We start from the raw sequence: 25,595 nt of genomic DNA on the forward strand, positions 1-25,595 counted from the left end.
CGCATTTAATATCCGATGCAGCGTTTGGCCCCATTACTCAAAGTGAAATTCATTATGCTCAACAGCTTGTTGGCTCAGCACCTGAATATTCATTGACGCTATTTGATAGAGGTTTCTTTTCGGCTGAACTATTTACGAGCTGGCAAGGCGTTAGCGAAAATCATCATTGGCTTACGCCCATCAAAAGCAAAATGCGCTATGAAATAACGGAGTCATTTAGCGATTACGACCACTTAATAACAATGCCTATTTCACCACAAGCTAAGAAATCAGCCCCTTACCTAGGTGATACATGGCAAGCAAGGCTTATTCAAATTCCGACACCTAAAGGGGAAATAAAAGGGTTCATCACCTCATGCGTCTGTCCAGAAAAGTACCCGCTGAAAGCGCTACTCGATGTGTATTGGCAACGATGGGAAATAGAGCGAGGCTATGGTGAGCTCAAGCAATATCAACTATCAAATAAACCAGCATTACGGAGCCTGAAACAGGAAGGTATTTATCAAGAGCTCTGGGGTATTCTGACATCATATAATATCGTGAGACTTGAAATGGCAGAGATGGCTAAAGCCCATAAAGTTGAGCCATTACGCATCAGTTTTATTAACGCATTATATCTCATACAAGACGAGTTTTTATGGTGTTCAGGTCGAAGCCCAGGGACAATCCCTAAAAAGCTAAAAGAACTACGTGAAAACGGTAAACGGCTAATATTACCGGAAAAAAGAAAGCGAAAAGCTTATCCGCGAGCAGTGCTGGCAAAGACACAAAAATATGCGGTTAGATATAAACGAAAAAACACCACTCGTTCTTAAACGAGTGGTGTTACTAAATAATAGCGGCTTTTAATATATTAGAAGGCGTATTATTTACGCGCATCTTTTAGTAAATCAGCTACTAAAAAGCCAAGCTCTAATACTTGATCAGCATTTAAGCGTGGGTCACATTGTGTTTTGTAGCGCTGAGCAAGGTCATCATCAGATAAACCGTATGCACCGCCGGTACACTCTGTTACATGTTGGCCGGTCATTTCTAAATGAACACCGCCTGCGTATGAGCCTTCAGCTTTGTGAACAGCGAAGAACTGACTAATTTCGCGCATAATGTTATCAAAGCTACGCGTTTTGTAACCTGAGCTGGCTTTTTCAGTATTGCCATGCATTGGATCTGAACTCCAAATAACTTTGCGACCCTCTTGCTGTACTTTACGCACTAGCGCTGGTAGCTTCTCTGGCAATACATCTGCACCCATTCGTGTAATGAGCGTTAATCTACCAGGAATGTTATCTGGGTTAAGCGCATCGATTAAACGGATAAGCTCGTCTGGATCCATACCTGGTCCAACTTTAACGCCAATTGGGTTTTTAATACCTTTAAAAAATTCAATATGGGCATGGTCTAGCTGGCGAGTACGTTCACCAATCCAAACAAAGTGTGCTGAACAATCGTACCAGTCACCTGATAAATGGTCTCTACGTGTTAATGCTTCTTCGTAGCCTAGTAATAACGCTTCGTGTGACGTGTATAAATCAGTTTCTTTTAAGCTTGGCGCTATAGTTGAATTAATACCACACACTTCCATAAATTCTAACGCGTCTTGAATTTTGTCTGCAAGCTGTTGGTATTTTGCTTTTTGTGGATTAGCAGCAACAAAGCCCATGTTCCAACGGTTAACTTGATGTAAGTCGGCAAGTCCACCTTGTGCAAAAGCGCGTAGCAAATTTAGCGTTGCCGCACTGTGATGATATGCAGTCATTAAACGTTGAGGGTCTGGAATACGTGCTTCTTCAGTAAACTCAAAGTTATTTACTATATCACCACGGTAAGATGGCAACGAAACGCCGTCTATTGTTTCTAAGTCGGCTGAACGTGGCTTTGCGTATTGACCTGCCATACGTGCAATTTTAACAACCGGACACTTTCCACCATAGGTTAATACTACAGCCATTTGTAAGATGGTTTTAAATGTATCGCGAATATTAGCGGCATTAAAGTCGCTAAACGATTCTGCACAATCTCCACCTTGAAGTAAAAAGGCACGGCCTTCGCATACGTCTTCAAGTTGTTTAAATAAACTTCTTGTTTCTTCGGCAAATACTAAAGGCGGTGCACTTTTCAACTGGCTTTCTACCGACTTTAATACGTTTTGATCTGGGTACTGTGGTTGCTGCAGTATTGGCAGTTCTCTCCAACTATTTGGGTTCCACGATTGCATGCTCATTCCTCATTCCTATTACCTGATGCATTGAAATTAACGTATGCAGAGGGCTTTGTTCAAGGACTAAATCGACTATTTACCAATTATTTAGTTATTAGTTAAATTTTTATAAGATTTAAGAGCCTATTTTGAGTTACTTCTAATGAGCAAGTTTATAAAGTAAAAACAAATAAACATTTAAAAACAACAATCTAAGTAAATAGAGTGTGCATTATAATGGCTTGAGTAGAAGCTTAACAGCTAAGCGATGGTGATACAGATAGCTATAGGAACACATCATACTTATTTTGTGCTTATGTAATCTTAACTTTACGGAAGGTTTAAAAAAAATGCTGCTCAATTATGCGCTTTTAAATATTTATGCTAGTGCTGCATACAAAGCTCAGTACCTTAACTCACCCCTATCTATTATTTCCTTTAAAGCATATGAAGCAAAAATACTTTAAAAAACCACTAAGAACACATCATACTTTATTTAAATTTTTAAAAATCTTAGCAAAAGAATTTTATTTAAGAAAAATCTATCAAAAGAAAAGGTTGTTTGCGAAAATAGTGACTCAGTAAGATGTGTTCTAAGTAGGTAGCTAATGGTTACAAAGGTGCAAATAAGAAGTCAGTTTGATTTACTCAATGAATTAACACTTAGCTTAATTGATGAGCTTAAAGAGGTTGGCTTCGCTAAAGCAGAGTATTTTCAATTACCTGAGATTAGTAGTACTGAAGAAAATATAATCCCTGAGTCTATAAGCGTTTCAAAAATAACTGGGGAATTGGCGCATAAGGCAATTTTAAATGCTTTTTCAGATATGTATAAAAAGCCAGGACTAAGCAGCCGAGTATTAAAGCGACACCCTGGTTTGCTAGTAATAAAAGAGACGAATAAACAAGCCATTATTGATCGCATAGCACAGGTAAATAGTGCAAAAGCAGCTTTTAAAAATTGTATTTTAGCAATAGATAATAACGACGCGCGATTTGAAGCTGTGCATAATGCAATGCCAAATTTAATAACACTTGCGGCGTATCGTAAAATTCATAGTGAAATTGAATCCCCTTTTTCTGTTCGCTTTACTTGGATGCATAAACACGCAACCAAAACACTTACAAAAAAAATGGCGCTTGAAATGTTAGAAAAATCGGCAGGCTATAAAAACCCGCGAATGATTGATCAGCAAAAATGGCAGTCACTGGTTGCACAAGAACAGGTTCGAGTAGCCAGTTTGGGTGAAAAAGAAAAATTGCGAATTAGGCGCCCTACTCGAGTTAGTCCTCAAGTTAATGTGAGGTACACTGCACAAAATCGCTATCATGTTAGTGCTGCTTTACCTTTTATACTAATTAACCCACAACCCGACGTAAAATTTGGCGAACTACCGAGTTACCAAAAGCCCTTATCACATCCACGAAAACGAGAGTATGACTTTCTGGTAGACCGTTTATATTTAGAACAAGTAACAAAATAATTATGTTAAAAAGGCCACATAATGTGGCCTTTAATACAACGGACTGGTAAAAATTAATATAATTATTTTTCTACAATTTCTTCCAGCTTATCTTCATCAATTAATACTGCATTTTCAACAATGCGTTTACCACCTTGTATTTCTATACGCTTGTTGTGTTTATTTAATGCCAGTATCTCATCACAAAATTGATCAGATGGATGCATTTCATAGGTGTAATCTACAATATTACCTGTTTTATCATCTTTTACATTAGTTATGCTGTACTCAGATATTGCCCCTTTTTCAATTAAATCTTTCATCGTGGTGGTCATGTCACGACGCAGTGCTTTTAATTTATTTTCGGTAATATCATCCGTTGAATAAATAGAGCCATATTTTTCCATAATAGATAACAGTCTAAAATGATACGTTTTTCCTGGGGCAGCATAACGCCATAAGTGATATAAACGTAACATCATCCAACGCGATAACCCGCGCTTTAATTCTTGAGCACTATTAAAATAATAGCCTTTATATTCAAGGTTATCGATCATGTTATGAACAAAAGCATTTAAACACGCCACACATTTAACATTTCCGCCTTGGCCTTTTTTACCGCTAAAGTGTAAAGACGATAAAAAGTTCATGTTTGACTCGTAAAACGAATCATCAATATCAGAATTTTTAGTGTCGGTGGCAGAATATTTAAATGAAAGTTTTGAACCTTGCAATGCTTCAAGCGATTCTTTAATTTGCGGATATGGCATAGACTGACCAACCGCTTTGAGTTCTTGTGCTAATTCGTTCATAGAAAACACAACAGCATATTGAATACCGGATTTAAAATTAATTTTTACTATTTTACCTTTTGAAGCAAGGCGAATTAGTGCACGCTCAACTTTTTCTTCTCTGTCTGATGGCCAAACTAGGTATTCTACGTCTTCACCATCTTTACGAGTACTTACCACAGCCGGTGTTATTTTAATTTCACCATCGTATAAAATACCGTCTACTTTCTCAGATATCTTACGTGTAATAATGGTTTTTTTAGGGGCTTCTTCAAGTGGCAGCTTTTTATGTCCTGAGCGAACAAAGCGTCCCCACAGATCATAATGATTAAATGTGTTAGAGTAAGCGCGTAACCCATGGGCTGCATTTTCTATCGAAATTCGCACATCTTTGTTATCTGTAAATAGTGCTAAACTTTCGTTATCAATTGCACTTTCCACCCCGTGAATTTGGCCTCTAAGTGTATCAGGCAAGTTATCTACCGAGATGTTGACCTTTCGGCTCATGGTTTTTATTTCCGTTTTTATTGTGGCAACTAATAACAACACATAAAGCCACAAAAGTTAAATGTTTAAGTTAGTATAAAAGTGATCTGATTTCAAATAAAATGCTCAGATCAGTATTTTACTAAGAAAAAGTTAATACAAAAGATTTCAGATCACATTTTTACTAACAATGCTTTTATAAAACGATTTTTTACTAACTGAATAATAAATTTGTCCATTGCAAAGTGATTTTTTTGAAATTTAGCACGACAAATTACTGCAAAAATGAGAGGCCTGTGGATAAGCTTAGTTCGAGTTAGCATAGATCTGATCTGTACTTACTATAGATCAGATCTATACTAATTAAAGCACGTATTATCTCTGATGGTGGGTGCATAACTTTATAATTTACTTAGTAAAAACATGATCTATACCATCTACTTTGTGAGTAACTCAGTGCTTAACCTGTGCGTAACTCAGCTACTAAATATTTGCTTAGTATAAAGGTGATCTGCCAGTAAATAAGGATCTGATCTTAACCACGTATAATACTGATCCACTTTCTTAAACATTATTTATATAAATCATAAAGTTAAATGCGTATTTTAAGCCCTTAGCCTTTAATACCTTATATACTTAACCATACTTAAACTTCTTTATTTATACTAAGCAATATTAAAGGCGTAAAATTATTTTATATGTCATGTATTTAAAATGTATGTCGCCTTAAATAGTTGTTTACAGCTAATTGAATGGACATTATACTAAACGCCTAACTTTGAGGAATAAAGTATGTCTATCAATAATAATGCGCTAGATACCTACCGACTTTTGAAAGCAACCGCAGAAGTTGCTGAAAAATCACTAGAAGGACGTATCCAACATTACCGCGCCCATCTTAAATCTGAAGAAAAAGAATTAAGAACTTATACCCAAAAAGCAGCAGCTGATTTACTTGGCTGTAATAATCGTACCTTAAAAAGACGTCATGACAATGGTGACTTTGACGATTTAAATATAAAACGCGGTGCAAACGGTCATTACGCATATACGTTGGTTAATATTTTTGCTATGGCCGATACAATGGATATAAAGCCTGATCACCGTGCACCGACAGACAAACTCCAAGTTATTGTTATTAATTCTTTAAAAGGTGGTTGTGGTAAAACAACTAGCATGGTTAATATTGCTGCTGCACTTGCCACTACCAACATAAAACGTTATCGCATCGGTATTATTGATTTAGATCCTCAGGGGTCATCATCAAGCTTTTTCCCATCCTCTGAGCCCGATCCAATTACTGTCGGTGATTTGATGCGTGATTGCATTGATCTTGAAGAAGGTGAAACCTGGCCTGAATTTGTGTCAAATTCTTTTTTACCAACTCATATTCCTAATATTCGTGTTTTGCCCTCTGGTATGGACGATTTTTATTTTGAACACGAAACCGCAACTTTGCTTAAAGATACCTCAAATTATGAGCAAACGCGCCATTACCATAAGTTACTAGAGCGCGTTATTGAACCAGTAAAAGATGAGTTTGATATTTTATTAATTGATACAGCGCCTACTCTTAATTTTATGTTTTATAATGCATTAATGGCCTCCACAGCCATGCTTATTCCGGTTCACCCTGAAGCGGTAGACTTTGATGCTAATAATAAATATTTAAAACGTTTAGGTGAGATTTACCATACTGTTGCAGCCCTTGGCCACGATGGTTGGGATTTCATGCAATTTTTGGTTACTAATTATGTAAAAGGTAACCACTCACAACGTGACATAGTTAAAGATGTTCGTAGTGCCTTTGGTCGCCAAGTCATGAGCTACCCTATTAATCACAGTTCAGCAATTACTGCGAGTTCATCCTCGTTTAATACCATTTTTGATCAAAAAGCGTCCGATAGTTTAGCGAGTAGAGAGTCATTAATGCGCGCACAAGAAAATATCAAAGATGTAGTTGATGAACTCGAAATGCTAATTCGTTCTAATTGGCAATCCACTCAATCTAAATTAAATACGCCTAAGTAAGGATGTTGACTAAAAATGGCTAAAAAACGTAAAAATGACACCCGCTTAGATCCCTTTGCAACCGCTGTTGGCAGTAGCAGCTTAGATGCCCTTTTAGAGCAAGCCAATGCAGGCGACGTTATCCGTATGCCTGCACCCAGTGATCCTAATCGGGAAATAACGCTTGTTTGTAAAGTGATTGCTCACAACGAAATTGAAAAATCGACCCAAGTTTATGGTAAAAATCGTCGCGTACAAGCGCTTTTAAACGAAAAGTCAGTCGCAGATATTCTTCCTGCTATTAAAGAAGATGGCCGTAATCAGCACCCTGCCCTATTATGGGAGCAAGGTGATACAAGCCTTGTATTAGCTGGCTCTAGACGTCGTAAAGCCTGTATTTTAGGTGGCGCAGACTACCTCGTATTGAGTTCTAGTGACTTTAGCGAGCAAGATGCCAAAGTACTTGCGGTTTCATCAGATCAATACATTGCCCCTAGTCTTTGGGAGTTGGGTCAAGCGTATCAACAAACTAGAAACGATCTTATTCAACAAGGCAAAAAAGGCTCGTACCGTGAAATTGCTGTTATTGAAGGGGTATCGCATACAGCGATTGCTGATGCGATAAAAGCGTATGAGCAAATATCTGCAGATGTTATAGCCCTTTACCCAACAGCTAATCATGTTGGTAGAGAAGTTGCTAAAAAGTTGATTAACGCAAAGGAGCGCGATGAGGAAGCATTTAACGAGTTAGTTGTTGCACTTGCCAGCAATGATGAAATTAACGCCTTAGAAGCCGACGACAAGCGCGCTATGCTAATTACTAAATACCTAACTGCAGAGCCTAAAACAGCATCAAAACGTGAAGCGGTTTTAGAAAATGACTTTATTAGTGTGCAACGCAACCTTAAAAGTGGTGACGTTTCAATTAAAATAAATAATAAAGTGATGACAGACAAGCGCTTAGAGCAACTTACTAAGTTATTAAGTGCCTTTAATTAGTTAGTAATATCGTGATCTGTAAAAGGGGTTGGGTTAGTTAAATCATGATCCAACCCCCTTTGTTAGTTGGTAAAAATCTGATCTTTAGTGGCATATAAAGGCTAAAAACATGGCTTAAACCATCAAGGATCATATTTTTACTAACTAAACACTTCCTTTTAATGCCATTTTTTGCTTGTTAGTAAAAACCTGATCTAAGCCTAACTAAATCTCCTGCCAAAGTTAATTAATTGTTTTTCTTTTGTAATTTAAGTGTGCTTTTTTAGTGAGCAAAATTAAACAATGATCGCCAATTCGCTATAAACCAATTTTTTACTAACCAATCAGATCCAACCAGTTTATTTTAAAAATAATATTGCTTTAGCTCAGCGCTGATAAGGCATATACTGGGAAAATTATTTTTAAATTTTAATACTTTGAGTGACATGTCTGCTAACTTATCAAAAAATGATTTAATGGCTATTTTTGAAGAAATTAAAAATGAGCAGGCTACCCAGTTTCCTCTTTCTGAGCGATTCATAAAAAAATTATTTAAACCCGCGGTGTTGGCCAAAGGAAAATCGTACTATAAAAACGGCCAAATCAGTTGGTTAGAACATAATGCAGATTTTTCTGTGGTTGACTCCACGGTGCAAGGTGATAAAGGATTCGCGTTTAACCAACGTATTGAGATCAGTAAATTACCAACTGGTTATTCGGTCGATACTCATTGTACCTGTAATGTTAAAACTAAATGCCGCCATTTGGCCGCTATTTTGTTAAAGCTTAAAATTGAGCATTCTGGTGAGTACGGTGAAGATTATTTTATTAATGATTGGTTTAGTGAACTAAGCGCACTTAAAAACACCGACCAAGCTCAACCCTCGCAAGTATTACTGTTTGTATTAGACATAGAAAACAACAAAGTATTTTTAACCCCTAAAATTGCCAACTACGATAAAAATAATAATTATGCACTTGGGCGAAATTTAACTGAGCAACAGCTTAATAGTTTTGTAACCCCTAGCGATTTGCTCGAAAGTGATTTTAGATTATATAGCTGGATCCGATCGCAAAATGCGGTCGGTAATATTGAGCTTAAAGGGCAATGGGGATTTAATGCCCTGCAGCAATTACTTGCCACAGACCGATTATTTTTACAACGCTCTCGAGTACCTATTAAAGCGCAACCTGGTTTACCTCTTAACTTTGTTTGGGAAAAACAAAAAGAGGTAACCCAGTTAAAAATTCACTTGGATCAAATTCCTAATTGGGCGTTAATTAAAACAACGCCGCCCATCTACTTAGATTTAGATAAATATAAATTAGGCCGTATTCGTACGCCCCTCAGTGCTGATGAAATTGCGCACTTACAAACTATACCGGCGCTGCACGATACAAACTTTGACCGAATTTATAAGCAGCTTGCTGATAACTTTGGAGTAGGTGTTATTCCCCACCCGACTAATACACCAAGCACGCCTGTTAAGTCGTTGAGTAATGCCATACTTAAAGTCAGCATGTCGGGCTCAGTAATGGCTATTTCGTTATCGTTTAAGTATAAAAATAAAAACTATTTAGCGGGCACAGCGCCTGCAAAGTTAATTAATAGCGCCTTCGAAAACACCGTTACCAATGAGTTAGTCAACTTAGGCTTCGATTTTTGTAAAGGGGGTTTACACAGCGAGTTTATTTTTAGTCAGGAATCGGCTATTCACTTACATTGGCTAGTTCACGAGGTACTGCCCAGCTTTAAACAACGCGGTTGGCAAGTATCAATGAGCAAAGTTAATGTTGCTGATACTAAAAGCCAAATCTCATTGCATGTAAACAGAGCTGCAAATCATCAAATGCATAGTAAAGTAATGCTAAACGATACCAAAGTAGCTACCCTATTAAATGTAAATAATAAACTTTATGAATCGTTAAACCGTCAAAGTGAATTATTTTATTACTACCCTGTTGGCCGTCAATTTGGGGTTATTGATAAAGCAGCGTTTAATTTATTAATTGAATTTAAAATGCGATTTGAATTTATTAAAACCCGTGACGAATTTAACATTCCGCTTTCATACTTACCTGAATTAGTTCAGCACACAGCTATTAATATAGAGCTACATGACCCGTCACTAGAGCGTTACCTTGAAGAACTAAATAACGATGCACTGCTATCACCGAACACTGCCATTCATGGCTTACACGATTCTGTAGTATTAAGAGAGTATCAGCAAGAAGGCGTGGCTTGGCTTAACTTTTTAAAGCGTAATCAGTTAGGTGGGATTTTAGCGGATGATATGGGCTTGGGTAAAACGTTACAAGTGATTGCCTACTTAGCAAGCTCATACAATACACCGCAAGCAGGGCCTACGCTTATTGTGTGCCCTACAAGTTTAGTGAGTAATTGGCAAAACGAAATTACCAAGTTCGCAAAAAGCTTAAAAGTGACCACTATTTTTGGTGCACACCGAAATGATTCGTTGCAGCATTTGGCACAAGCGCAGTGTATTTTAACCACGTATCCGCTATTAAAACGTGACATTGCTTATTACTCACCGCTGTATTTTGAAAACATTATTCTTGATGAAGCCCAGTATATTAAAAACGATACCGCACAAGTTTCGCGGCTGGTAAAACGTTTAAATGCCGACTTTAAGCTTTGTTTAAGTGGCACCCCAATTGAAAACAATTTATTTGAATTAAAGTCATTGCTCGACTTTGCAATGCCCTCGCTTTTAGGTTCACAGGCGCACTTTAAGCAGCATTTTCAAGGCCCTATTGAACGCGAAAGCAATATTGAACGTGCAGAGCAACTAAAAGCGTTAATTATGCCGTTTATTTTGCGCCGTACTAAAGCCCAAGTGGCTCAAGAGCTGCCGCAAAAAACCGAACTTATAAAAGAGTTTGAGTTTGAACCTAAACAAAAAGACATGTACCAAGGTATAACCCGTGCGCTTGAAGAGAAACTCATTGATTTATTTGCCGAGCAAGGCGTACAAAAAAGTAAACTCGCTTTTTTAGAAGCTTTATTAAAGTTACGCCAAATTTGTTGTCATCCTAAACTCATTGAACCTGAAACTGAGGCAGCCAGTGCTAAATTAGAATGGTTATCGGGCCACTTACCTTTAATGCTTAGCCTTGGCCGTAAAGTGATTATATTTAGCCAGTTTACCTCTGCCCTTGATTTAATTGCCGAGCGTTTAAATGAGCTAAATATTAATTTTAGTATGCTAACTGGGCAAACGCGTCATCGCGACAAAGTAATAGACGAATTTACCAGTGGTAACACTTCCGTGTTTTTAATTAGCTTAAAAGCCGGTGGTACAGGGCTTAATTTAACCCAAGCCGACACCGTTATTCATTTTGACCCATGGTGGAACCCAGCCGTTGAAAAACAAGCCACCGATCGTGCTTATCGAATTGGGCAAACAAACCCAGTGTTTGTTTATAAACTAATCATGGCTAACTCTATTGAACAAAAAGTATTTCAAATGCAGCAAGATAAGCAAGCGCTTGTAGATGCATTATTTACCGAAAAATCAATGAGTTTTACCCAGTTTGACGAACAACAAATGCTGTCTTTAATTAAAAGCTAAAATAATTTTAAAAAATCATGACGAGTTTTTGAACTTATTTAAATTGTAGGCGTCTATTAATATGCTTGGTTAAATTGCAGTTTCTCCAAGCTTTCATGTTGATATCCCATATAGTAGTTACTAGACATAGTAATGATTAAGCCAGCCAGTAATGCGCTGGCTTTTTTTTTGCTTTTAAAAATATTTATTTTTTTATTTAATTTATTTTGAACTAATCACAAATGGCTAGGTCTATTATTATGCTTGTAGTTGATGTGTTGTTATACAAGTTTCATGTTGATTTCCCTGTTTGATTACTAATTTAGTAATATTGAGCCAGCTCTATTAGCTGGCTTTTTTTATGCCTCAAATTCAACTTTTTTTAAAATTATTTTGAACTAATTTAAATGCAGCGCGTCTACTATTATGCTTGTAGTTGATATGTTGTTTTACAAGTTTCATGTTGATTTCCCTGTTTGATTACTAATTTAGTAATATTGAGCCAGCTTTACTAGCTGGCTTTTTTTATGCGCTTAATTTAGTGTTTTACCCTACTGCTAAAGAGCGTAATTCGTTATGATGGCATGTCACTAAATTTTAAAAGTTTATTCTATGTTTACTTCGTTTTTATCCCATTTAGATTGGTTAAGTGTTGCTACTGGCGCTTTAGCCGGTATGGCTATTTTCAGCGTTGTATCAGTCCAGTTAAGCAAAAAAATAAAGCGCCAAGTGAGTGAGCAGCAGCAACAGTTATTGTTATTACAAAGCCAGTATGAGCATACGCAAAATCAATATGCCTCTTTAGTGGAAGAGCACGACTTGTTAGGGCTTACTCATCAAGAGCAACGTGATCAGGCGCAACATTTTAAAACGCGATTAACTGAGCAAGAAAAACAAAGCCAACTTTATAATCAATATTGGCGTAAAGCCGAAGCCGAGCTAACCGCCCTGCGCGAGCAATACAATCTGCGCGATGTCGAGCTTAATAATATACGCACGACCCTTGAGCAAAAGCAGCAACATTTCAGCGAGCAACTGGCTCACATAGAGCAAAGTAAAGAAACGCTTAAAAAAGAATTCGAAAATTTAGCCAATCAAATCTTAGAAGAAAAATCGCAAAAATTTAAAACCCTCAATCAAGAAAGCATAGAGCAGTTACTCAAGCCGGTTGAAGGTGAGCTAAAAGGCTTTAGAGATAAAATGGAATCTATTCACGTTGAAGACTTAAAACAACGTGCAGCACTTAAAACCGAGCTATTACATTTACAAGCCAAAAGCCAAGCCATTACCGAGCAGGCTGACAAGCTAAGCAATGCCTTACAAGGGCAAAAGAAAACCCAAGGTAATTGGGGCGAACTCATGCTTGAAAACGTGCTTGATAGCGCAGGACTTCGAGCTGGCACAGACTATAAACGCGAAGTGTCGTTTAATACCGAAGATGGTCGTCTTCGTCCTGATGTGGTGGTGTATTTACCCCAAGGTCGGCACTTAGTGATTGATGCAAAAACATCGTTAAATGCCTATACCCGCTACGTAAATGCCGAAACAGAGCTGGAATCTCAACAAGCGATTAAAGAGCATGTAAATGCCGTAACTGCCCGTATAAATGAGTTGGCCAGTAAATCGTATGACCGTTTACCAGGGATAAACTCGCCTGAGGTAGTTATTATGTTTGTACCGATTGAATCCGCCTTTGTAGAAGCACTTAAATACCAAAGCGACATTTACCAGCAAGCAATCGAAAAAAACATTTTGGTTGCAACTCCTACTACCCTGCTAACCAGTTTAAATATTGTTAAGCAGTTATGGCGCTTTGAAGAGCAAACTAAATATTCAAAAGAGCTGGCTAATCGTGCTGAGCGTTTTTACAGTAAACTCAACGGCTTTTTAACCAGTATGGAAGGGGTGGGTAAACAGCTCGATAAAGCCAAAGAAACCTACGATAAAGCATTTTCTCAGTTATACCGTGGTAAAGGTAACTTAATTAAACAAGCCTCAGAATTTAAAGAGCTGGGTGTATCGGTGCAAAAAGAGTTACCTCAAGAAAGCGTTGAACGCGCTCACTTAGAGCTTGATGAATAAACACCACATATAATATTTTCGCACGGAGGTTGTGCGTTTATGTGGCTAGTTATTTACTAACTGCGCAGGCACTATAATAATATCTGTCCTTTAGGATTAACCACATGCAACGCCCAACCGTTTTTTTCATTTCTCATGGTGGCGGCCCAATGCCATTACTAGGTGATGCCAACCATGCAGAAATGCGAGCCTGCTTAGAACAAGTTGCCGCTACAATCCCAAAGCCTTCTGCTATTTTAATGATCAGCGCGCATTGGGAAGCTCAACCAATTAGTATAACAGCGCACTCTTCACCACCGCTTATTTACGATTACTACGGTTTTCCTAAGCAGGCGTACCAATTAACTTACCCTTGTGCTGGCCAGCCGCAACTTGCTAATTTAGTACAGCAAGCGCTCGCAACACATAATATTGACTCAAAACTCGATCCACAGCGTGGTTTTGATCACGGTATGTTTGTACCGTTAAAAATTATGTATCCAGAGGCCGATATTCCCTGTGTGCAAATATCCTTGCACTCAGGCCTTGATCCGCTGTTGCATGTTGAAATTGGTAAAGCATTGCAAAGTATTGATTACGATAACTTATTAATTATAGGCTCAGGCTTTACCTTCCATAATATGCGCGCTTTTGGTGTTACCCAATCAAACGATGTTAACCAGCAAAATCAGGCATTTGAAAATTGGTTGGTAAGCACAATCGCAGATCAAACATTAACCGAGCAACAGCGTGAACAGCAATTATTAGCATGGCAGCAAGCTCCAGCTGCACGCTTTAATCACCCCAGAGAGGAGCACTTGTTACCGCTTCATGTATGCTATGGCGCTGCTATGTGTGCAAGCACTGAGGTATTTGAATTAAATATTGCCAATAAGCGAGCCAGTATGTATTTGTGGCAATAATAAAAAACACGCCAGACTTTGCTAGGCGTGTTTTTTGGTTCTACTGTATTTATTACAGTGGTTAAGCGTAAGCAATTACCATTTCATTTCGCCTTTATGAACTTTAACGCCAATGCTAAGAGCCATAGGTAATACAGTCTCTGGGTATGAGTTGATCATTTTATCTATCAGCAGCTTACTGCTATCACTACTTTGCTTAGCGTGTGCAAAATCCTTTAAATACTGGATTGAAAAATCAATATTTGCAGCATCTAATTAGGTGCCTGCTTTCATATGCCAAGAGATCACCACGTGAGGGTTGAATGCTTTCATTTCATTAAGTTGATTTGCCCATGCATTTTGCTCTGCCTGAGTTTGTGCATCGGCTTTGGTAAATCCGGTATCAAATAAAATTGCAACGGTACGGCCATAAACCAGCGTGGCATTAACATGAAAGCTATTGCTGTCAGCGTTATACACATCAAGGGTTGATGGGGTTTCGTCTGCAATAGCGATATTGCTGATTAAAGCATGCGTAGGTTCATGGTATTCTCAGCATTGGTTGCTAATGCGAGCATAATAAAGGTTTGATATGTTCAGAAAAACAACCAATAATTAGCATCATTGTTTCATAAGTCGTGCAAATACTATGGATAAACTCACCGCAGGTTTTTGTTGATGTTGCCTACTCAGGCAGTTTTACTGCCACTGCCGATCGGCTTGAAATGTCACGCCCTATGATTACTCGTCGTATTGAGTCGGCAGAGGCATGGCTCAATACTCGTTTGCTACACCGAACTACCCGCAAAATTACACTTACCACCGCTGGCGAGGCCTGTTTACCCGAAATAGTGCAATGGTTAGCACAGGCTAACCGTTTAGTTGAACAAACTAAAAGCCAGCAACAGTTGTCAGGTAAAATACGAGTAGTGACCAGTATGTCGTTAGGTTTTGCACAATTAGCCCCTATATTTACACGCTTTATGAAACGTCACCCTAACGTGCAAATAGACATAGATCTTGAAGACTCAACCGCAGATCTAATAGAGCAACGTGTTGATTTGGCTATACGTATTGCAGCCAATCCTGATCCTTCGTTAATAGGTAAACCTATTGCCGAGTGTGAATCTATATTAGTGGGTGGCCTCAGCTGATTACCTTGCAGATTATCCGCCAATAACGACACCACAACAGTTAAGCACTCATCAGTGTTTAGGCTATAAAAACTTTGACCGATATATTTGGCATTTACACAACGGGGATGAATTTCAATCGGTTGATGTTAAATGTAATTTAAGTGCAAACGAGGCCACCACATTACTTCATGCAGCCATAGCCGGTGGTGGTATTTCAGTGCAGCCTACGTATTTGGCAAATCAATATTTACTGGATGGTCGCTTGCAGCGTGTATTAGCGCCATGGACATTAAACCCAATGAAAATTTATGTGCTTTACCCTTCTCGTCAGCATATATCGACAACAGTAAGAGCACTAATCGACACGCTCAGTGAAGAATTTAAAAGTCCAGCATGGTATTAATTATAAAAGTTTGGGTTTAAACCATGGCTTTGTGCGTTAAGCATGCTGATATTGTGTACGTTATTTTGTTAAAGTAAATGTAATGAGCGCCTTAATCTATAAAGGCCAACAGACCCAAGGAACAATAACAATGAATCTGATCAAAACATCGGGCTTGGCACTGGCCATTGTTGCGGGCTTAGGCTTGCAAGCATGTTCAAGTACTAGCATATCAACCAACAACAATGCAGCGATGAGTACCGTGAATAATCCATTAAGCCTAGCGCAAATTTATAAAGACAAAGAATTTAAAACCCAGCGTAGCACTTATTTTAAGTGGCTAGACGATGGTACCGGCTACACTGTGCTTGAAGAGCGCGAAAGTGAAAAAGAAAAAGCAGACGATAACAACGTCGATGACGAAAAAGAGCACGGCGTAAAAGGCAACGACATTGTATTTTACAATGCTGACGGCACAGGCCGTAAAGTACTGGTTGAGTTTGAAAAGCTGTTGCCAGAGGGCGCAGACGAGCCATTTGCAATCGAAAGCTATCAGTGGTCAAAAGACGGTAAATGGCTGATGGTATTTACCAACAGTGAGCAAGTTTGGCGTTCGCGCAGCCGAGGCGACTTTTGGTTACTTAACCTTGAGACAAACCAATTACAGCAATTAGGTGGTAAAGACGTTGAGCCAACTAAGTTAATGTTTGCTAAGTTCTCGCCAGATAGCTCAAAAGTGGCTTACGTACGCGATAACAATATTTATATGCAAGCGGTTGGTAGTAACGATGTAACCGCGCTCACAACCGATGGCAGTGCCACCATTGTTAACGGTAATTTTGATTGGGTATACGAAGAAGAGTTCACTATTGCCGATGGTTTTCGTTGGAGCCCCGACAACAAATCAATCGCCTATTGGCAGCTTGATACCAGTGACGTTAAATTTTTCACTATGATTAACAACACCGACGAACTGTACCCTACCCTTAAAGAATTCCCTTATCCTAAAGCCGGTGAAACCAACTCTGCCGTGCGTGTTGGTGTGGTAAGCCTTAGTGATAAACAAACCCGTTGGGCTGAGCTTGAGGGCGATAACCGCGACCGTTATATTCCGCGTATTAGTTGGGCGGGCACCGGTAATGAATTAATGATCCAAGACTTAAACCGCCCACAAAACCATAACAAAGTGTGGCTGTTTGATTGGCAAAAGCAGCAACTGACCAAAATTTTAGAAGACAAAGACGATGCGTTTATCGAATGGTTTTATAAAGCCAACTGGTCAAAAGACGGTGAGTTTTTTATTTGGCATAGCGAGCGCGACGGCTGGCGTCATCTTTACCGTGTATCGCGCGATGGCAAAACTATTATCGACCTAACCCCAGGCAATTACGACATTATTGATATGCTTACCATCAATGAAGACAAAAACGTAATGTATTTTATTGCCTCGCCAAACGATCCTGGTCAGCGTTATTTATACAGCACACCGCTTGATGGCAGCAGTAAACCGGTACGGGTAACACCTGCTGAGTTTGAGGGCTCAAATAGCTACTACATGTCAAAAGATGCCTCATGGGCAATGCATACTTACTCAAAATTTGGTACGCCACCGACTAAAGAGATCATTAAAGTGAGCGATCACAGTAATGTAAAAACCTTAGTTGAAAGCAGCGAGCTTAAACAAAAGCTTGCTGAGCAAAGCTTACCAAAGCATGAGTTTTTTAAAGTAAATGCGCAAGATGGCACTGAGCTTGACGGCTATATTATGTTCCCTGAGAACATGGATAAAAGTAAAAAATACCCAATTGTGTTTTACGTATACGGCGAACCATGGGGCTCTACCGTGCAAGACCGCTGGGAAGGTAACAGTTACTTATACAAATCGTTACTAACGCAAAAAGGCTTTATTGTGGCATCGGTTGATAACCGCGGTACACGTGCACCAAAAGGCCGCGATTGGCGCAAATCGATTTATAAAAAAATTGGCTCTATTACCGTGCAAGACCAAGTCGACGCCCTAGATGCCATGGCTAAACGTTGGAATGTAATAGACACAGACCGCGTTGGCGTATGGGGACACTCAGGCGGCGGTAGCTCAACCCTTAATTTACTGTTCCGCCATGGTGATAAATTTAAAGTAGGGATTGCCTCAGCACCCGTGCCGGACATTCGTTTGTACGACACCATTTACCAAGAGCGTTATGCGGGCAACCCAAACACCGATCCTGAGAGTTACGATAACACCTCGCCGATTACCTTTGCTAAAAACCTAACCGGTAAGCTATTGCTTATTCACGGTACAGGCGATGATAACGTGCATTATCAAGGCTCAGAACGCTTAATTGACGAGCTTGTAAAGCACAATAAGCAGTTTGAGTTTTTCTCATACCCTAACCGCTCACATAGCCTACGTGAAGGCAAAGGTACCACCTTACATTACCACACTATGATGGCTGATTTTTTTGAAAAGCACTTACTAAACAAGTAATCGCTTTAAAAAATAAAATACTAAAGCCGCATACTAACTGTTAGTGTGCGGCTTTTTTAATCAAAATGTAACGGGGGTTTACAGCTGGATTGAAATATCAAAGGTTTTGTTTGAAGTACAACAGCACCCAACACTAAGTATAGGAAGTCCATACTGAATGAAAAGTTATTTATCGAAACGGGCTAAAACTTTGTGTTCATGAGGAACTTTTATTAATCCTCATTTCCTTGTTTTAACTCAGCCGCCCAACCATTTCTTTAACTACTAAAAACTGCACTTGTCTTAACATTCTTAATTCCGCTGCGCGTACATCCGCAGATGGCATATTTACAACTTCTTGGTATAAGTTGCTAAATTCACTCTCTATGTTTTCTAAAAAAAAACTTAGCTGTTTTACTGCTGTATAGCTTGGAATACCGAGTTCTTTTGCAAAAGCGATTACATCTGCTTTAGTAACATCACAGAAACGTTTTTTATCATTTATGGGAACAGATAAGGCTTCTTCTAGGGGCTTTGCACCTTCTGGAACATAAATAATGGTGCTTAATAAATCATAAAACGGTGTTATTTGCGCAGACCCGTTTTCGTAATAAAAACTGATATTTTTTAAATGCGCATCCCCGTTACCGACTAATAAATTATAAATAATCCATTGATATAATTTAATGGCCGTTGCCGCTTTAGGACGTACGTTATTGAGTATTTTCTGGTATGTTTCAACCGTTGATGCAGAATATTTGGAGTGTCTGCTATAACTTAATAATTGGCAACTATCTATAATATGCTTGCGCTCTTGATCAGGATAACTTCCTACACGGTCAAAGCGCTCAACCAAATAGGCTGGCTCGGGTGTATAAATGAGCTGCACATTGGGTACATCTATTCCTAGGCGCTTGGCTAGTTTCATCATAAACCATTCATTGCATGTCGTTTGCCAATATTGGTCTGGCTCAGAATGATCTGGTTTAAGTATATGAGTTGAAGGTGTGCCTTCATTTCCTTCAAATAATTCATTGCCGAGCTTAATAACTAGCATTTTATGCTGCGCGCCAGCAAGTGACATACGGCTACTTTGGCGGATATTTAACGGTGCTCTGGGTAAGTTTTTAATTCGCCTAGATAGCTCGGCAAAAGGTAACGGTATTGCACTAGGGCTAGGAAAATCGACATGCTCTGGTAATAGCGTTAAAGCACCAGCAGACTCAATGCCGGATGCAGTAAGTAGAGCAAATGAATCTTCATGGTCAACTCTCACTTCTTTAGCTAATAACTCACGTGCATTTTCTTCTGGCAGTAAATTATCAAAAAACTGCTGCACAGGTCGTGTAGTACCAGAATCAAGAATGATTTGCTCTTGTAATGGAATGCTGGGAGTTATTGCAAATTTATTAGCTGAGTTAAGCCAATCTTGATCGTATTTAAATGACCAAAAACCGTTACTATCTTGTAATTGACCCATGAGCTGTTTGCCGGCATAAACATCAAGTGATCTATTATTCATGCTCAGCCACCATGTTCTGGATTTGCATTAGTAATTTATTTTTAGCCTTTTCATCATGTTGAGGTACAACCACGTCTATTTTTACTTCTAAGCCTAAAGCTTCCATTAAATCAAACGCGCGGCCAATTGATAACGAACCTGTGCCATTTTCAAAATCACTTACTGTATTAATACTAATACCGGAGAAATCTCCCGCAGTTTTTTGGTCAAGCTTTTGGCTTTTTCTCACAATGCTTGCCAATTTACCTAATTGTTTTGCTGACTTTATCGTGACTTCCATTACCAATCCAAAATTCACAGTGTTTTGTGAATAATAGTTAAAAAAGTACAAAAAAGCTAATAATTCACAATATTTTGTGAATTACAGCGAAAGTTAACTCATTTAAGGATAAATTCACAGTATTTTGTGAATTAGTAAATTAATAGGCATGAACCTAATAAATTCACAATAAACTATGAATTTAGGTAATTGAAAATTTCACTCTCTTTTTAATCAAAATGTAACGGGGGTTTACAGCTGAGGTCAAAGGTTAAAGGAACAAGGTCAAAAAATTTTAGTTACGGTAAGTTTGGTATAGTCCAACAAAACCCAACAAGGAAATACTGCTCAATAGGTAATAAGTGAATCGTTTAATGTTAAACACAGCTTGGTACGAGAATAGAAATAAAAAGAGTAGCATCCATGCTACTGCAAGTGCGATATTAATAAAAACTAAGAGCTTGGTTGCGAAGGTTGATACTTATTAACGAGAATTTGCTGCAAACTTTTTAGTGCCCGCTTTATCGCTTGCAGCATACTTCTTCCTTTTGTATTTACATTAATACTGGGTAGTCCAGGCAAAAGAATATTAATTTTGCATTGCTGCAAAGTGCCGTGGCGCTCACTCGAAAGATCATTTATTTGAATCTCAACTTTACGAATATTTAAAGCATGTTTTGCCAATTGGCTTTTTATCAACTTCAAAAGCGACATCTTTTCACTTGCGTTAATTATCTTGTTTTTAACTGTAAGTTTTAGCTTCATGCAATTACACCTTTTAATAGTAACTATGTTGCAGGCATGACTGTAATCTACTAACTTAGTGGCAAAGGAAAAAGCTGATTATTTCTTACTTTAAAACAGGTATTTTCGAATGATTACCAACATTAACTACAATCACTTATATTATTTTTGGCAGGTAAGTAAGCATGGAAGTATTGCAGCGGCGAGTAAAATACTTAATTTAACGCCGCAAACGGTCAGCTCACAAATTACTAACTTAGAGCAACGATTAGGAAAACCACTGTTTGTTCGCCAAGGGCGAGGCCTACAGTTAACTGAATTTGGCCATGTAACTCAGCAATACACCAATGATATGTTTGCTATTGCTCACGAATGGCTAGAAACCACGCAAGGTGATACCACGCAATACTCACGAACACTAAAGGTCGGTATTTCAGATGTGTTACCCAAATCACTGGTGTCGAAGTGGCTAGCGCCTTTAATTAATAACGACCGTATTACCAACTTGCACTGTATTGACGGCCAACAAGATGAGCTGCTTGCACAAATGGCGATTCATAAGCTCGACTTAGTGTTAGCCGATAAACCACTCGATACCACCTTGCCATTTAAGGCGTTTTGTCATGAAATAGGTAAAAGCCAAATCGCTCTTTTTGGTAACAAAACATGGCATTCGCAGTTACATAAGCAATTTCCGCAGTCTTTAAATAACAAGCCCTTAGTGCTTCCCGCAAAAGAAAGCCCTGTCGCGCGGGCTATTTATTATTGGCTGCAAGAGCAAGACATTGAAATGACAATAGCTGGCCATGTTGACGACAGCGCATTAATGAAGTCACTCGGTGAGCAAGGGTTTGGGATATTCCCTGCGCCTATTTTGGTAAGAGCCGAAGTAGAGCGCCATTACGGCGTAAATTACATTGGTACAATTGATAATGTTTATCAGCATTATTATGCCTTTACGCCCGACAGGCTCATTAAAGACAGTATTTATGACGAATTTATAAAGCACGCGCAAATGACGTAGATTTTAGTTAATCACCTTAAGATGTTAAAGGTTAAAGGATTCGGACTCTAACGCTCAACACCTACGCGGGATGAACCCGCTGCTACTAGTCGCTAATATTCTAGGTAGCAGCGGCTTTATGCCGCGTGTTTTTAAGGCTCATATAAATGCTCTTATCGAGTAAACATATTAATTGCCATTATTATTAATAAGCCGGCAAATATTTTTTTAATGGTTGAAACCGGTAAGTAATGCGTGGCTTTAGCACCGAGTGGCGCAGTAAACCATGAGGTGCATACAATACCCAATAAAGCGGGCAAATACACAAAGCCTGCAAATCCTTGTTTTAGGCTAAATAACTGGCTGCCTGAGCTGATATAACCCATTGAACCAAACAGCGCTATCACAATGCCTGAGGCCGAGGCGCAGCCAATGGCTTTTTTCATATCAACAGAAAAAAACGTTAGTAGCGGCACTAATACTGCCCCGCCGCCAATGCCAATCATGGCAGATAACCCACCGGTTATGGTCGTATAAACACTCAGTAGCCCTTTGTTTGGTAACGGGCGCGCTATTGCGGAATCACTCTTACCTGAAAAAATCATTTTAAGTGCAATTAGCACTACGCTTACAGCAAACACCAAACGCACTACATGCTCAGGTAACAGCGCAGCCATAAAGCCACTAATAAGCGCGCCAAAGGCAACGCCTGCCATAACCCAAGGTGCAATATCCCAGGGTACATTGCCATTTTTATGATGCGCAATAGCCGACGAGGTCGAAGTAAATAAAATAGAGGCCAGCGAGGTCGCAATGGCAACCACCACCACTTGTTCAGGTGGCAAAGCATTAAAGTGCAGTAATATCATGCTGAGTATGGGTACAATAACCAGCCCGCCCCCTATTCCTAATAAGCCTGCTAAAAAACCAACACCACTGCCAAGTATGGCGCAGTAAATAATTAACACTATTAAATCACTCATTCCTTTTGTCTCTTCTTATGTTAGGGGTTGTTATGCTCTGTGGCGGTGAGTTGCGTGTAAAAAACGTTTAATAAAACAGCTAAGCTCACCAAGGTTTATTCGAGTATATCAACAACCGTTTATGCAAATGCCACTTTAAGTGCCTATAAGCATTGAATAATACTCACGTTTTGTATGAATAAATCACAACACCCGTAAAAACATCTAGATATCTAGACTTCTAAAGTGGGTTTTGTCGCAGAGGGGGCGTCTACTAGCCTAATTTATTCATGCAACTTAGTAAGAGAGTGAATCTGGCTCATGTTTTACCTGAAATAATACCGTTTTTCTTCATGCTACATACCGCGTATAAATTTATTAACTCTGCAAAGCACCATTACAGTTATCCCGTTAGTTTGGTTTTAACAGCAAGTAATGTGTCATTGATAAAAGCAGTAATAACTCAGATTGAAAGGATACGGCTATGAGCACTGATCTTACATTTACGATTAAAAGCACTAACTTGGATGAAAACTATCATCCATCAAATAACACACGTATTACGACCAATTTCGCTAATTTAGCAAGGGGTGAAAGCCGCCAACAAAACCTGCGTAATACTCTAAAAATGATCAACAATCGTTTTAATGCACTGGCCAGTTGGGATAACCCTGAAGGGGAGCGTTACGAGGTTGAGCTCAAGATCATTTCGGTTGATTTAAACATTGCAGGCAGTGGCCAAGCATTTCCGTCAATAGAGGTATTAAAAACCAATATTATTGACCACCAAACTAACGAGCGAATAGAAGGCATAGTGGGTAATAACTTTTCATCGTATGTGCGCGACTACGATTTTAGTGTGTTATTGCTTGAGCATAACAAAAGCAAACCGCAATTTAGTATTCCCGATAACTTTGGTGACTTACACGGCAAGTTGTTTAAATGCTTTGTAAACTCAGATACCTATAAACAGCATTTTAAAAAGCCACCAGTTATTTGCTTAAGCGTGTCTGATAACAAAACCTATCAGCAAACCGAAAATCTACACCCCATTTTAGGCGTAGAGTATCAGCCTAATGAGTCGTCGTTAACAGAGCAATATTTTAAAAAAATGGGCTTACAAGTGCGCTACTTTATGCCACCAAACAGCGCTGCACCGTTAGCCTTTTACTTTTTTGGTGACCTACTTAACGACTACAGCAACCTTGAGCTAATTAGCACTATTAGCACCATGGAAACGTTTCAAAAAATTTATCGTCCAGAAATTTATAACGCTAATGCCGCTGCAGGCAGCCGTTATAAACCTAATTTAAAAAATGACGATCATTCATTAACGCAAATTGTGTATGACCGCGCAGAGCGAGGTCAATTAGCGGTTGAGCAAGGCAAATTTACCGAGCAGCATTTTATTAAGCCTTATCAATCAGTGCTGCAGCAGTTCTCAGCAAGTATCGCTTAATCACACAACAAAATTAAAGGCAGCATTTATTATGAAAAAACTATTACCCACATCATCAGCAGGCAGCTTGCCAAAACCGTCATGGCTTGCTGAGCCCGAAACCTTATGGTCGCCATGGAAATTACAGGGCAGTGAGCTGGTTGATGGCAAACACGACGCCCTGCGTATTTCCCTGCACGAGCAACAAACCGCAGGCGTAGATATAGTCAGCGATGGCGAACAAACTCGCAAACACTTTGTAACCACCTTTATTGAGCACTTAAATGGCGTTGATTTTGAAAAACGCAAAACAGTTAAAATTCGCGACCGTTACAACGCCAGTGTACCCACAGTGGTTGGCCCTGTGTCTCGCACTAAATCGGTATTTGTTGAAGACGCTAAGTTTTTACGCCAGCAAACCAGCCAACCAATTAAATGGGCACTGCCTGGGCCCATGACTATGATCGACACCCTGTATGACGATCACTATAAAAGCCGTGAAAAACTGGCATGGGAATTTGCTAAAATACTTAACCAAGAAGCCAAAGAGCTAGAAGCCGCAGGGGTTGATATAATTCAATTTGATGAACCCGCTTTTAACGTGTTTTTTGACGAGGTAAACGACTGGGGCATAGCCTGCCTAGAGCGAGCCATAGAAGGGTTAAAATGCGAAACCGCCGTGCATATTTGCTACGGCTACGGCATTAAAGCCAACACCGATTGGAAGAAAACCCTTGGCACCGAGTGGCGACAATACGAAGAAGTATTCCCTAAGCTGCAAAAATCGAATATTGATATTATTTCGCTCGAATGTCAAAACTCACATGTACCCATAGAGCTACTCGAACTGGTGCGCGGTAAAAAAATAATGGTGGGCGCAATCGATGTAGCCACCAATACTATAGAAACACCCGAAGAGGTGGCCAAAACCCTACGCGAAGCGCTTAAATACGTTGATGCCGACAAACTCTACCCCTGCACCAACTGCGGTATGGCACCCCTACCCCGCGACATCGCAAACGGTAAACTTAACGCCCTAAGCAAAGGCGCAGAGCTAGTACGTAACGAACTGTTAGCAGCGAATGTCGCTTAATTCTTAGTTAAAGCAGCTGTAAAAAGCCACGCCTTAACACATGTTGATGTGTGGCTTTTTTAATCAAAATGTCATGGGGGTTTACAGTTAAAGTGCAAGGTCAAAGGTGAAAGGGAAAAGGTTTAAGGT

General features: G+C 39.2%; 18 protein-coding genes and 1 pseudogene. 12 read left to right on the forward strand and 7 right to left on the reverse strand.

Going from position 1 to position 25,595, the window contains the following annotated elements:
- The coding region (locus BG00_RS14305; RefSeq protein WP_036983552.1) for an IS4 family transposase at positions 1-815 on the forward strand (815 nt) is incomplete at its 5' end.
- A gap of 50 nt (positions 816-865) precedes the next feature.
- Here the strand turns inward: BG00_RS14305 and BG00_RS14310 are convergent.
- Positions 866-2,215 (reverse strand): class II 3-deoxy-7-phosphoheptulonate synthase, encoded by a 1,350-nt coding sequence (locus tag BG00_RS14310; protein WP_171034713.1) that lies wholly within the window; start codon positions 2,213-2,215, stop codon positions 866-868.
- A 590-nt stretch (positions 2,216-2,805) separates the two neighbouring features.
- On the opposite strand from BG00_RS14310, the gene BG00_RS14315 reads away from it, so the two are divergent.
- Positions 2,806-3,681 carry a DNA replication terminus site-binding protein gene (locus BG00_RS14315; protein WP_036983555.1) on the forward strand — a complete coding sequence of 292 codons (876 nt, stop codon included), beginning with the start codon at positions 2,806-2,808 and terminating at the stop codon, positions 3,679-3,681.
- Positions 3,682-3,743: 62 nt separating this feature from the next.
- Here the strand turns inward: BG00_RS14315 and BG00_RS14320 are convergent, their stop codons facing one another.
- A complete protein-coding gene (locus BG00_RS14320) occupies positions 3,744-4,958 on the reverse strand; it encodes a hypothetical protein (RefSeq protein ID WP_013463357.1) in 1,215 nt (404 codons plus the stop codon).
- Positions 4,959-5,729: 771 nt separating this feature from the next.
- On the opposite strand from BG00_RS14320, the gene BG00_RS14325 reads away from it, so the two are divergent.
- From BG00_RS14325 to BG00_RS14345, 5 genes are all read left to right on the forward strand, one after another.
- Positions 5,730-6,968, forward strand: a complete 1,239-nt coding sequence (locus BG00_RS14325; RefSeq protein ID WP_036983556.1) for an AAA family ATPase — start codon at positions 5,730-5,732, stop codon at positions 6,966-6,968.
- Positions 6,969-6,983: 15 nt separating this feature from the next.
- Positions 6,984-7,946 (forward strand): transcriptional regulator, encoded by a 963-nt coding sequence (locus BG00_RS14330; protein WP_036983557.1) that lies wholly within the window; start codon positions 6,984-6,986, stop codon positions 7,944-7,946.
- Between the two features lie 425 nt (positions 7,947-8,371).
- Positions 8,372-11,518, forward strand: a complete 3,147-nt coding sequence (locus BG00_RS14335) for a DEAD/DEAH box helicase (RefSeq protein WP_036984054.1) — start codon at positions 8,372-8,374, stop codon at positions 11,516-11,518.
- A 591-nt stretch (positions 11,519-12,109) separates the two neighbouring features.
- Positions 12,110-13,579: a DNA recombination protein RmuC gene (rmuC, locus tag BG00_RS14340; RefSeq protein ID WP_036983558.1), complete on the forward strand. Its 1,470-nt coding sequence runs from the start codon at positions 12,110-12,112 to the stop codon at positions 13,577-13,579.
- A 104-nt stretch (positions 13,580-13,683) separates the two neighbouring features.
- Complete coding sequence (locus tag BG00_RS14345; protein WP_036983559.1) at positions 13,684-14,481, forward strand: DODA-type extradiol aromatic ring-opening family dioxygenase; 798 nt, start codon at positions 13,684-13,686, stop codon at positions 14,479-14,481.
- 255 nt (positions 14,482-14,736) lie between these two features.
- On the opposite strand, the gene BG00_RS18240 is transcribed toward BG00_RS14345, so the two are convergent.
- A complete protein-coding gene (locus BG00_RS18240; protein ID WP_051498253.1) occupies positions 14,737-14,940 on the reverse strand; it encodes a hypothetical protein in 204 nt (67 codons plus the stop codon).
- Between the two features lie 164 nt (positions 14,941-15,104).
- Here BG00_RS18240 and BG00_RS18495 point away from each other — a divergent pair.
- Both BG00_RS18495 and BG00_RS14360 read left to right on the forward strand, forming a co-directional pair.
- Positions 15,105-15,999, forward strand: a pseudogene (locus BG00_RS18495) (LysR family transcriptional regulator).
- A 130-nt stretch (positions 16,000-16,129) separates the two neighbouring features.
- Positions 16,130-18,466 carry a S9 family peptidase gene (locus BG00_RS14360; RefSeq protein ID WP_036983560.1) on the forward strand — a complete coding sequence of 779 codons (2,337 nt, stop codon included), beginning with the start codon at positions 16,130-16,132 and terminating at the stop codon, positions 18,464-18,466.
- A gap of 232 nt (positions 18,467-18,698) precedes the next feature.
- Here BG00_RS14360 and BG00_RS14365 read toward each other — a convergent pair whose 3' ends face one another.
- The 3 genes from BG00_RS14365 to BG00_RS14375 form a co-directional block, all read right to left on the reverse strand.
- The gene (locus tag BG00_RS14365; RefSeq protein ID WP_036983561.1) at positions 18,699-19,967 is read right to left on the reverse strand and encodes a HipA domain-containing protein; all 1,269 of its coding nucleotides are present in this window, start codon (positions 19,965-19,967) and stop codon (positions 18,699-18,701) included.
- Complete coding sequence (locus tag BG00_RS14370; RefSeq protein ID WP_008464453.1) at positions 19,960-20,247, reverse strand: helix-turn-helix domain-containing protein; 288 nt, start codon at positions 20,245-20,247, stop codon at positions 19,960-19,962. Before BG00_RS14370 ends, BG00_RS14365 begins: the two co-directional genes overlap by 8 nt.
- 432 nt (positions 20,248-20,679) lie before the next feature.
- On the reverse strand, positions 20,680-20,991 hold the full coding sequence (locus tag BG00_RS14375) for a hypothetical protein (RefSeq protein ID WP_036983562.1): 312 nt from the start codon (positions 20,989-20,991) through the stop codon (positions 20,680-20,682).
- 109 nt (positions 20,992-21,100) lie between these two features.
- On the opposite strand from BG00_RS14375, the gene nhaR reads away from it, so the two are divergent.
- Positions 21,101-21,994 carry a transcriptional activator NhaR gene (gene nhaR / locus BG00_RS14380; RefSeq protein ID WP_036983563.1) on the forward strand — a complete coding sequence of 298 codons (894 nt, stop codon included), beginning with the start codon at positions 21,101-21,103 and terminating at the stop codon, positions 21,992-21,994.
- 152 nt (positions 21,995-22,146) lie between these two features.
- Here the strand turns inward: nhaR and BG00_RS14385 are convergent, their stop codons facing one another.
- Positions 22,147-22,956, reverse strand: coding sequence for a sulfite exporter TauE/SafE family protein (locus tag BG00_RS14385; protein ID WP_036983564.1), 810 nt, complete (start codon positions 22,954-22,956; stop codon positions 22,147-22,149).
- 463 nt (positions 22,957-23,419) lie between these two features.
- Between BG00_RS14385 and BG00_RS14395 the strand changes: the two genes are divergently transcribed.
- Together BG00_RS14395 and BG00_RS14400 are read left to right on the forward strand one after the other, a co-directional pair.
- Complete coding sequence (locus tag BG00_RS14395; protein WP_036983566.1) at positions 23,420-24,394, forward strand: DUF1852 domain-containing protein; 975 nt, start codon at positions 23,420-23,422, stop codon at positions 24,392-24,394.
- A 31-nt stretch (positions 24,395-24,425) separates the two neighbouring features.
- Entirely contained in the window at positions 24,426-25,466 is a 1,041-nt protein-coding gene (locus tag BG00_RS14400) for a methionine synthase (RefSeq protein ID WP_036983567.1), read from the forward strand.
- Positions 25,467-25,595: the final 129 nt, after the last annotated feature.

This window comes from Pseudoalteromonas sp. SCSIO_11900 (assembly GCF_000576475.1).
In the GTDB taxonomy this organism is placed as follows: domain Bacteria; phylum Pseudomonadota; class Gammaproteobacteria; order Enterobacterales; family Alteromonadaceae; genus Pseudoalteromonas; species Pseudoalteromonas tetraodonis.

Coding starts and splice junctions, on each gene's coding strand:
- BG00_RS14310 (WP_171034713.1), bottom strand. CDS start 2,215: ATGCAATCGTGGAACCCAAATAGTTGGAGAGAACTGCCAATACTGCAG.
- BG00_RS14315 (WP_036983555.1), top strand. CDS start 2,806: ATGGTTACAAAGGTGCAAATAAGAAGTCAGTTTGATTTACTCAATGAA.
- BG00_RS14320 (WP_013463357.1), bottom strand. CDS start 4,958: ATGAGCCGAAAGGTCAACATCTCGGTAGATAACTTGCCTGATACACTT.
- BG00_RS14325 (WP_036983556.1), top strand. CDS start 5,730: ATGTCTATCAATAATAATGCGCTAGATACCTACCGACTTTTGAAAGCA.
- BG00_RS14330 (WP_036983557.1), top strand. CDS start 6,984: ATGGCTAAAAAACGTAAAAATGACACCCGCTTAGATCCCTTTGCAACC.
- BG00_RS14335 (WP_036984054.1), top strand. CDS start 8,372: ATGTCTGCTAACTTATCAAAAAATGATTTAATGGCTATTTTTGAAGAA.
- rmuC (WP_036983558.1), top strand. CDS start 12,110: ATGTTTACTTCGTTTTTATCCCATTTAGATTGGTTAAGTGTTGCTACT.
- BG00_RS14345 (WP_036983559.1), top strand. CDS start 13,684: ATGCAACGCCCAACCGTTTTTTTCATTTCTCATGGTGGCGGCCCAATG.
- BG00_RS14360 (WP_036983560.1), top strand. CDS start 16,130: ATGAATCTGATCAAAACATCGGGCTTGGCACTGGCCATTGTTGCGGGC.
- BG00_RS14365 (WP_036983561.1), bottom strand. CDS start 19,967: ATGAATAATAGATCACTTGATGTTTATGCCGGCAAACAGCTCATGGGT.
- BG00_RS14370 (WP_008464453.1), bottom strand. CDS start 20,247: ATGGAAGTCACGATAAAGTCAGCAAAACAATTAGGTAAATTGGCAAGC.
- BG00_RS14375 (WP_036983562.1), bottom strand. CDS start 20,991: ATGAAGCTAAAACTTACAGTTAAAAACAAGATAATTAACGCAAGTGAA.
- nhaR (WP_036983563.1), top strand. CDS start 21,101: ATGATTACCAACATTAACTACAATCACTTATATTATTTTTGGCAGGTA.
- BG00_RS14385 (WP_036983564.1), bottom strand. CDS start 22,956: ATGAGTGATTTAATAGTGTTAATTATTTACTGCGCCATACTTGGCAGT.
- BG00_RS14395 (WP_036983566.1), top strand. CDS start 23,420: ATGAGCACTGATCTTACATTTACGATTAAAAGCACTAACTTGGATGAA.
- BG00_RS14400 (WP_036983567.1), top strand. CDS start 24,426: ATGAAAAAACTATTACCCACATCATCAGCAGGCAGCTTGCCAAAACCG.